At 72.1% G+C, this 8239-nt stretch carries 8 protein-coding genes; 2 read left to right on the top strand and 6 right to left on the bottom strand.

Annotated features, from left to right (window positions below; genetic code table 11):
• Window positions 1-153: 153 nt before the first annotated feature.
• On the top strand, window positions 154-780 hold the full coding sequence (locus tag AOK11_RS19455; protein WP_240497409.1) for a TetR/AcrR family transcriptional regulator: 627 nt from the start codon (window positions 154-156) through the stop codon (window positions 778-780).
• Between the two features lie 12 nt (window positions 781-792).
• Here AOK11_RS19455 and galE read toward each other — a convergent pair whose 3' ends face one another.
• Both galE and AOK11_RS19445 read right to left on the bottom strand, forming a co-directional pair.
• Window positions 793-1773 (bottom strand): UDP-glucose 4-epimerase GalE, encoded by a 981-nt coding sequence (galE, locus tag AOK11_RS19450; RefSeq protein WP_055594988.1) that lies wholly within the window; start codon window positions 1771-1773, stop codon window positions 793-795.
• 128 nt (window positions 1774-1901) lie between these two features.
• The gene (locus AOK11_RS19445; RefSeq protein WP_055594987.1) at window positions 1902-2399 is read right to left on the bottom strand and encodes a MarR family winged helix-turn-helix transcriptional regulator; all 498 of its coding nucleotides are present in this window, start codon (window positions 2397-2399) and stop codon (window positions 1902-1904) included.
• 136 nt (window positions 2400-2535) lie between these two features.
• Here AOK11_RS19445 and AOK11_RS19440 point away from each other — a divergent pair, with 136 nt between their 5' ends.
• Window positions 2536-2949, top strand: coding sequence for an organic hydroperoxide resistance protein (locus tag AOK11_RS19440; protein ID WP_055594986.1), 414 nt, complete (start codon window positions 2536-2538; stop codon window positions 2947-2949).
• Window positions 2950-3044: 95 nt separating this feature from the next.
• Here AOK11_RS19440 and AOK11_RS19435 read toward each other — a convergent pair whose 3' ends face one another.
• The 4 genes from AOK11_RS19435 to AOK11_RS19420 form a co-directional block, all read right to left on the bottom strand.
• Window positions 3045-4061, bottom strand: coding sequence for a carbohydrate ABC transporter permease (locus tag AOK11_RS19435; RefSeq protein ID WP_420902999.1), 1017 nt, complete (start codon window positions 4059-4061; stop codon window positions 3045-3047).
• Window positions 4019-5365 (bottom strand): carbohydrate ABC transporter permease, encoded by a 1347-nt coding sequence (locus AOK11_RS19430; protein WP_079034959.1) that lies wholly within the window; start codon window positions 5363-5365, stop codon window positions 4019-4021. The genes AOK11_RS19435 and AOK11_RS19430 overlap by 43 nt, the downstream gene beginning before the upstream one ends.
• A gap of 7 nt (window positions 5366-5372) precedes the next feature.
• On the bottom strand, window positions 5373-6797 hold the full coding sequence (locus AOK11_RS19425) for an ABC transporter substrate-binding protein (RefSeq protein WP_055594984.1): 1425 nt from the start codon (window positions 6795-6797) through the stop codon (window positions 5373-5375).
• Between the two features lie 363 nt (window positions 6798-7160).
• Window positions 7161-8239: FtsK/SpoIIIE domain-containing protein (locus tag AOK11_RS19420; RefSeq protein ID WP_079034958.1), on the bottom strand; the 1079-nt coding region annotated here is incomplete at its 5' end.

The following is an 8239-nucleotide window of genomic DNA, read 5'->3' as shown; positions in this document are numbered from 1 at the left end:
AGCTGCTTCGGAGCGGATCCGCTCCGGATCCGCTCCGAAGCAGCTCCGGGTCATGACCGGGTCGGGCCCGGCCGGTGCCTGTCCGTGCCGGATCGGTGTACGTGCTGTCGTCAGAACGGGCCCGTATCGTCGTCGCGCCCTATGCTGGGCCGCATGACGACGAACGCCGACGAGCCCCAGCCGCGTCCGCGCCGCAGGGCCCCCGCCGGGGCGGCCGTGCTGCGCGAGGACGTGACGGAGGCGATCCGGGCGGCCGTCTTCGAGGAACTCGCGGCCGTCGGCTACGCGCGGATGTCCATCGAGGGCATCGCGCGCCGCGCGGGCGTCGGCAAGACCGCGGTCTACCGCCGCTGGCGCTCCAAACTGCACCTGGTCCTGGACCTGGTCTCCGCCCTCGCAGTGCAGGGCCTGCCCGCGCCGGACACCGGCTCCCTCGAGGGCGACCTGCGCCTGCTCTACGAGGTCACCTCACGCGCCCTGCGCCACCCCGTCGCCTCGCAGATCCTCCCCGACCTCCAGGCCGAGGCCGCCCGCAACCCCGACATCGCCGAGGCGCTGCGCAAGGCGCTGCGGGAGGGCCAGGACGGGGTCGCCAAGGGCATCGTCACGGCGGCACAGGAGCGGGGCGAGGTGCGCCCCGGTGTCGACCACGCCCTGGCCCTCGACCTGATCTCGGGCCCGCTGTACTGGCGCTCGGTGATCATCCGCAACCCGAAACTGCCGAAGGGCTACCTGGCAACGCTGGCGAGGGCGACGACCGCGGCGCTCAAGGCGCTGTAGGGCAGGGCGCGGTCAGGCTCCGGGGTGGAGGCGCTGCCAGCCTGTCCAGGCCGAGGTGATCATGTCGTCGACGCTGAGGCGGGCCTTCCATCCGAGTTCGGTGGCGGCGCGGTCGGCCGAGGCGACGACGTTCGCCGGGTCGCCGGGGCGGCGGGGGGCGACCGTGGGCGGGAGGTCGTGGCCGGTGAGGGCGTTGATGCGGTCGATCATGCCCCGGACCGAGACGCCCTCCCCGCGGCCGATGTTGAGGGTGAGGTCCCGGCCGGGTGCGGCGCGCAGGGCGCGCGCCGCGGCCACGTGGGCCTCGGCCAGGTCGACGACGTGGATGTAGTCGCGGACGCAGGTGCCGTCCGGGGTCGGATAGTCGTCGCCGAACACACAAGGGGGCTCGTTCGCGGTCAGCTTCTCGAAGACCATGGGGACGAGGTTGTAGACGCCCGTGTCGGCGAGTTCCGGGCGTGCGGCGCCCGCCACGTTGAAGTAGCGCAGGGAGGCCGTGGACAGTCCGGTCGCCCGGCCCGTCGCGCGGACCAGCCACTCGCCGGCCAGCTTCGTCTCGCCGTACGGGGACATCGGCAGGCAGGGGGTGTCCTCGGTGACCAGCTCGGCGCCGGTGGACGGCGTGCCGTACACCGCCGCCGAGGACGAGAACACGAAGGACGACGGCACGCCCGCCGCCGTCACCGCCTCCAGCAGGACGCGCAGGCCCTCGACGTTCACCCGGTAGTAGTCCAGGGGCCGTTCCACCGACTCGCCCACCTGCTTCTTCGCCGCCAGGTGCACGATGCCGGTGACCTCGTGGTCGGCGAGGGCGCGCGCCACCCGTTCGCCGTCCAGGACCGAGCCGACCACCAGCGGCACTCCGTCCGGCACGCGGTCGGGGATGCCGGTGGACAGGTCGTCGTACACCACCGTCCGTTCCCCCGCCTCGGTCATCGCGTGTACGACGTGCGCCCCGATGTAGCCGGCGCCGCCGGTGATCAACCAGGTCATGTGCGGCCGTCCCCTCGTCGTTGACCCGTGGTGGTGTGGGTGGTGCGGGTGGTGCTCCGGTGGTGCCGTGGCGTGCGGTGGGCGGTCCGTCTCCACCGGGCGGTCGGTTTCCACCGTTCGGCAGGATCCTAGGCTTCGTTCGCCGCCGCCGTGTCCAGTGCGGTGGTAAGACGGTCCAGGCGGGCCTTCAGGCCCTGGATCTCGTCGAGTCCGAACCCGGTCGCGGTGACGATCCGGCGCGGGACGTCGAGGGCCCGCTCGCGCAGCGCGAGGCCCTCCTCGGTGGGCCGCACCTCCACCGAGCGCTCGTCGCGCGCACTGCGTTCCCGGTGCACCAGGCCGGCCGCCTCCAGCCGCTTGAGCAGCGGGGACAGGGTGCCGGAGTCGAGCCGCAGGTGCTCGCCGAGCTTCCTCACGGGCAGCGTGCCGTGCTCCCAGAGGGCCAGCATCACCAGGTACTGCGGGTAGGTGAGGCCGAGGTCTTTGAGGACCACGCGGTACACGCCGTTGAAGGCGCGCGAGGCGGACTGCAGGGAGAAGCAGATCTGCTGGTCGAGGTGGAGCCAGTCGCCGGCGGGCCCGGGTGCCTCCGGGGTGACCGGTCCGGGGTTCGGGGTCGGTGTCATGCCTCCAGGGTATCCCTCTCGAGTCATTTAGTTGTGTGCAATTTAGTTGTGTGCTCTACTTGAGGTGTGCGGAGGCCGGGACCCTCGGACGGGACCGGCCGCCCCACGACCACGACTCGAAAGGGAAGGTTTCCCCATGGACGCGCTCTACACCGCTGTCGCCACCGCCACCCACGGCCGCGACGGCCGCGCCGTCACCTCCGACGGCAAGCTGGACCTCGGCCTCAGCGCCCCCGTGGAGCTGGGCGGCAACGGCGAGGGCACCAACCCGGAGCAGCTGTTCGCCGCCGGTTACGCGGCCTGTTTCGGCAGCGCCCTCGGGCTGGTCGGCCGGGCCGCGAAGGTGGACGTCACCGACGCCGCGGTGACCGCCGAGGTCGGCATCGGCAAGCAGGGCGAGGGTTTCGCGCTCGCGGTGACGCTGCGCGTCGAGCTGCCCGACACCGTGGACCAGGAGACCGGCCGCAAGCTGGTCGAGCAGGCGCACCAGGTCTGCCCCTACTCCAACGCCACGCGCGGCAACGTCCCGGTCGAGCTCGTCATCGAGTAGTCACCGGTCCCCGCCCGGGTCAGGCACCGGCCCGGGTCCGGCACCGCTTCGGGCCCCGGCGCGCACCGTGCGCGCCGGGGCCCGAACGCGTCACGTCACTTCACCGCGCCCGCCATCACGCCGGAGACGAACTGCCGCTGGAAGGCGAAGAACACGGCCAGCGGAATCACCATCGAGATGAACGCGCCCGGCGCCAGCACGTCGATGTTGTTGCCGAACTGCCGTACCTGGGTCTGCAGGGCGACCGTGATCGGCTGGCTCCCGGAGTCCGTGAAGATCAGCGCGACCAGCATGTCGTTCCACACCCACAGGAACTGGAAGATGCCCAGCGAGGCGATCGCCGGCCCGCCCAGCGGCATCACCACCCGCGCGAACAGGCGCAGTTCGCCGGCGCCGTCCAGCCGGGCCGCCTCCAGCAGCTCCTTCGGGATCTCCGCGAAGAAGTTGCGCAGCAGGAACACCGCGAACGGCAGACCGAAGCCGACGTGGAAGAGGATCACGCCGACGAGCGAGCCGAAGATGCCGATATTGCCGAAGAGTTCGGCGATCGGGATCAGCGCCACCTGCACCGGCACCACCAACAGCCCCACCACACCGAGGAACCACCAGTCCCGGCCCGGGAACTCCATCCAGGCGAAGGCGTACCCGGCGAGCGAGCCGATCACCACCACCAGCACCGTCGCCGGGACGGTGATGTACACCGTGTTCAGCAGCGAACCGGTGATGTCGTCGTTCTCCAGCAGGGTCTCGTAGGCGCCGAAGGTGAGCTGCGAGGGCTCGGTGAACACCGTCCACCAGCCGTCGGCGGCCATGTCCTGCGGGGTGCGCAGGCTGGCCAGCAGCAGACCGAGCGTCGGGACCAGCCAGAACAGGCCGACGACGATCAGGAACACCCGCACCAGACCACCGCTGACCCACTCGGCCAGCCGGGAACCGAGCGACCGGGAGCCGAGCGACCGGGACCCGCGCGCCTCGGACTCCGGCGCCACGGTCCCTGAAGGCCCGGTCCCTGAAGGCCCGGTCCCCGACGGCCCGGACTTCGGTGAACCGTCGCCCTCCAGACGTGAGTTCATCGCCTGACCTCCCGCCTCAGCCGCCGCACGTTGAACCACATCACCGGGATCACCAGAAGCAGCAGGAACACCGCGATCGCGCTGGCGATGCCCGGCTGGTCCTCGGAGAAGCCCTTGCGGTACAGCTCCAGTGCGAGGACGTTGGCGTCGTCCTGGGAGGAGCCGGGCGCGATGATGAAGACCAGGTCGAACACCTTGAGCACGTTGATCATCAGGGTGACGGTGACGACCGCGAGCACCGGCGCCAGCAGGGGCACCGTGATCCGCCGGAACACCTGCCACTCGTTGGCGCCGTCGACCCGCGCGGCCTCCAGCAGTTCCCGGGGCATGCCCGCGAGCCCGGCCGCGATCAGCACCATCGCGAAGCCCGCCCACATCCAGATGTACGAGCCGATGATGGCGGGCGTGACCAGCGACGGGCCCAGCCAGTCCAGACCGTTGTACGGCTCCTGGAAATTGCTCGCCGGCAGCCGGAGCCGGGCGCCGTCCGCCTTCGCCGACAGGGAGAACGTGCCGTCGGCGGCCGCCGTGGCCGTCTCCACCACCGTGCCGTCCCTGACGGCCTCGATCTTCATGCCGGGATAGCCCAGCTCCTCCGCGTCGACCTCGTTCAGCGTGCCGACGCCCTTGCCACGGGTGAAGTCCTGCCAGGTCGTGCCGGTGATCCGGTCCGCCTCCGGCTTCGGCGCCGCCGCCCGCGCGGCGTCGTCGGGAATCAGGTCCGGGGCGACGCCGACCAGCGGCAGCGCGACGGCCTCGCCGACGCTCACCGTCCCCTTGGTGACGAAGGCGCCCCCGCCGGCCGCCTCCAGCGGCGACTCACGGCCCGGGTGGGCCTTCGGGTACGCCGACGACTCGGCGAAGGTGTCGTGGACGCCCACCCACACCGCGTTCGCGACGCCCTTGTCCGGGTCCTGGTCGTACACCAGACGGAAGATGATGCCCGCGGCCAGCATCGAGATCGCCATCGGCATGAAGACGACCAGCTTGAACGCCGTGCCCCAGCGGATCCGTTCGGTCAGCACCGCGAAGATCAGGCCGAGCGCGGTGGCGACCGTCGGCGCGAACACCACCCAGATGACGTTGTTCTTCAGGGCGGTGCGGATGCCGTCGTCGGTGAACAGGGCCTGGTAGTTGTCGAATCCGGCGAATCCGTCACCGGGCTGGTCGTAGAAGCTGCGGACGACGGAGTACCCGATCGGGTAGACCACGAGCGCACCGAGCAGCAGCAGCGCGGGCAGCAGGAACAGCGCCGCGACGGTTCTGCGGGTGCCGGTGACGCTTCTGCGCGACGTGGGGGCGGCGGGGGCCCCGGAGGGCCCCGCCGCCGTGTCCGACTTCATCGCCGGATCAGTTCCCGTACGCCGCGGCCGCGTCGGCCTCCAGCTGCCGCTGGGTGCCCGCGACGTCCTTCGGGTTCTTCAGGAAGTCCTGGAGCGCCTTCCACTCGCCCTTGCCGGGGGTGCCGCCGAAGGCCTGCGGGGCCTGGTCGGACATGTCGAAGCGGAAGTCGTCCCCGGCGTCGACGAGCGCCTGGGCCATCTTCTGCTGCACCTCGTTCGGATACGCCGAGTTCGGCACGTTCTTGTTCGGCGAGAGGTAGCCGCCCAGCTTCGCCTGGATGCCCGCCGCGTCCGGGGAGGCGAGGAACGTCGCCAGCGCCTGTGCCGCCTTCGAGTTCTCCAGGATCACCGCCGCGTCGCCGCCGGACACCACCGGCGGGCTGTCACCGACCGCGGGGAACGGGAACACCTTCGCGTCCGTGCCGACCTTCGCCTCGGTCTCGCCGATGTTGACCTGGACGAAGTCGCCCTCGTAGACCATGCCCGCCTTGGGCTGGTCGCCGCCGGTGAAGGTCTGCGTCACGGAGGCGGGGAACTCGGTCTGCAGCGCGCCGCCCGGACCGCCCGCGAGGTAGTCCGCCTTGCCCCAGACCTCCGCCAGCGTGGTCAGCGCGTCCTTCACGGACGGGTCCGTCCACTTGATCTCGTGCGCGGCGAGCTGGTCGTACTTCTCCGGGCCCGCCTGGGAGAGGTAGATGTTCTCGAACCAGTCGGTGAGCGTCCAGCCGTCGGCGCCGCCGACCGAGAACGGGGTGACACCGGAGTCGTAGACCGTCTGCGCCGTGGTGAGCAGGTCCTTCCAGGTCTTCGGCTCGCTCGCGCCCGCGTTCTCGAAGACCTGGGCGTTGTACCAGATCAGCGACTTGTTGGCGGCCTTGTAGTAGACGCCGTACGGCTTGCCGTCGACCGAGCCGATGTCCTGCCAGCCCTGCGAGTAGTTCTTCTTGAGCTCCGCCTGCGCCTCGGCGCCCAGCGGCTTGGCCCAGCCCTTCTCCACGGCCTGCTTGACGGCGCCCGGCTGCGGCAGCAGCGCCACGTCGGGCGGGGCGCCGCCCGCGATCTTGGAACCGAGGAAGTTGATGATGGGGTCCTGGGCGGGAACGAACGTCACCTTCGCGCCGGTGCGCTTCTCGAACTCCGCGAGGACCTTCTTGAAGTTGGCCTGTTCGGTGCCGGTCCACACGGCGGCCACCTCGAGGCTCTGGCCGTCCAGCCGGGGAAGGGTGACGGTGGAGGCGGTCTCGTCGGCTCCGCCGCCCGTCTCCTCCTTGCCGCCGTCGTCGCCGCCCCCGCACGCGGTGAGCGAGACCGCGAGCACGCCCGCGACGACGGCGGCCCCCGCTCTGCCGGCCCTGCGGGTGCGGGTGGCCGCTGTCGCCGTGGGTGTGCCGGACGACCTGCGTGCCCGGATGATCCTGCTCGTCCTGCGCATCACTGCCCCGTTCTTCGTACCTCGTCGAACGTCGAGCGCTGTCCCGTGCGCTCTGGTGTACGCCCGTGAGGTCGAGATCGGCAAGAGTGCGTCTCGTGTCAAGTCCGGGATCGTGACCGCGTCGTGACTCTCCGGCGCGGAGGCGTCCGGGTCGGCCCGCCCGGGCAGGCCCGGACGCCCGCACCGCCCGTCGAGGGCGCGGGTGTTACGGGCCGGGATCGGCGGTGCTGGTAGGGCTGATGGGGTGACGCGAGGGTCGTGGGGGTGACGCGAGGGTCGTGAGGGCCGAGGCGTTGCGCGCACTCGCCGTTCTCGCCGCTCTCCCCGCACAAGCGGGGGGAGAGCGGCGAGAACGGCGCGGGGTCACAGCAGCGACGGCAGCTCGGTGGCCGAGACCTCGCGGCCTGCGCGTTCCAGCGCGCTGGCGAGCAGGGCGAGGTCGGTCGGGCCGTTGCCGAGCTCCCGGACCGGGCGGCGGGCGGGCGGATCACCCATGCGGTGCCACTCCAGCGGCACGACCGTGGGCCGCAGCGTCGCCGTGCGCGGGATACGCCCGGTCACCCGCCCGCCCTGGAACGCGGTCACCCTGCCGTCCGCATGGGACAAACGCCCCCGGCCCGGCGCCGGTTCGCCTCCGCTCTCCCGGCTCGGTTCGAACGAGGACGCGGCCCCGCGGCCCGGTGCGGGAGCGTCGAGCGCCACGCGCAGGGCCGCACGGCGTACCGGCTCGGACTCCGCCGTACGGGCGCAGGGGCCGGTGGCCGACACCAGGTGCACGCCCAGCCGCTCGCCCTCCCGCGCCACCGCCTCCAGCGCTCGCAGCACCGACCCGGCGGCGGGCCGCCCGGGCGAACCGAGCGCGGGGGAGACCAGCGCGTCCAGGTCGTCGACGACCACCACCAGCCGGGGCAGCGGCGGCGGAGCCTGGGCCCTGAGCCGCGAGGCTCCGGGCCGCAGCCGCAACGTGGAACTGGGCGGGGCCTCCAGGTCGCCCCCGGAGTGCTCGCCGCCGGCGGCCGCGGGGCCGCGGGGTGCGACCGTGCGCTGGGCGACCATACGGTCCGACAACTCGCGCCCGGTGTGCCACTCCACGAAGTCCGACCGGCCGAGCAGTTCGGCACGCCGCTTCAGCTCGGCGCTCAGTGACTGGGCGAACTCCCTCATCCGCACCGGGTCGTTGGCGCTGAGATGCGTGGTGACATGCGGTACGTCCGTACACACACGCAGTCCGTCGCCCTGCCCGTTGCCCTGTCCGCCGCCCGTGGTGCCGGCGTGGCCGTCCACCAGCACGATGCCCAGCCGGTCCGGCCGTTCGGCCGCCGCCAGGGAAGCGACGACGGCCCGGAGCAGTTCCGTACGGCCGCTGCCGGACGGCCCCTCCACCAGCAGATGCGGCCCGTCGGCCACGAGGTCGGCGGACACCGGGCCGCGCGGCCCGGCGC

It is taken from the genome of Streptomyces hirsutus, assembly GCF_001418415.1.
GTDB lineage: Bacteria > Actinomycetota > Actinomycetes > Streptomycetales > Streptomycetaceae > Streptomyces > Streptomyces hirsutus.
Note: the sequence above shows the minus strand (reverse complement) of the source record. Positions and strands in the feature narration are given on the sequence as shown.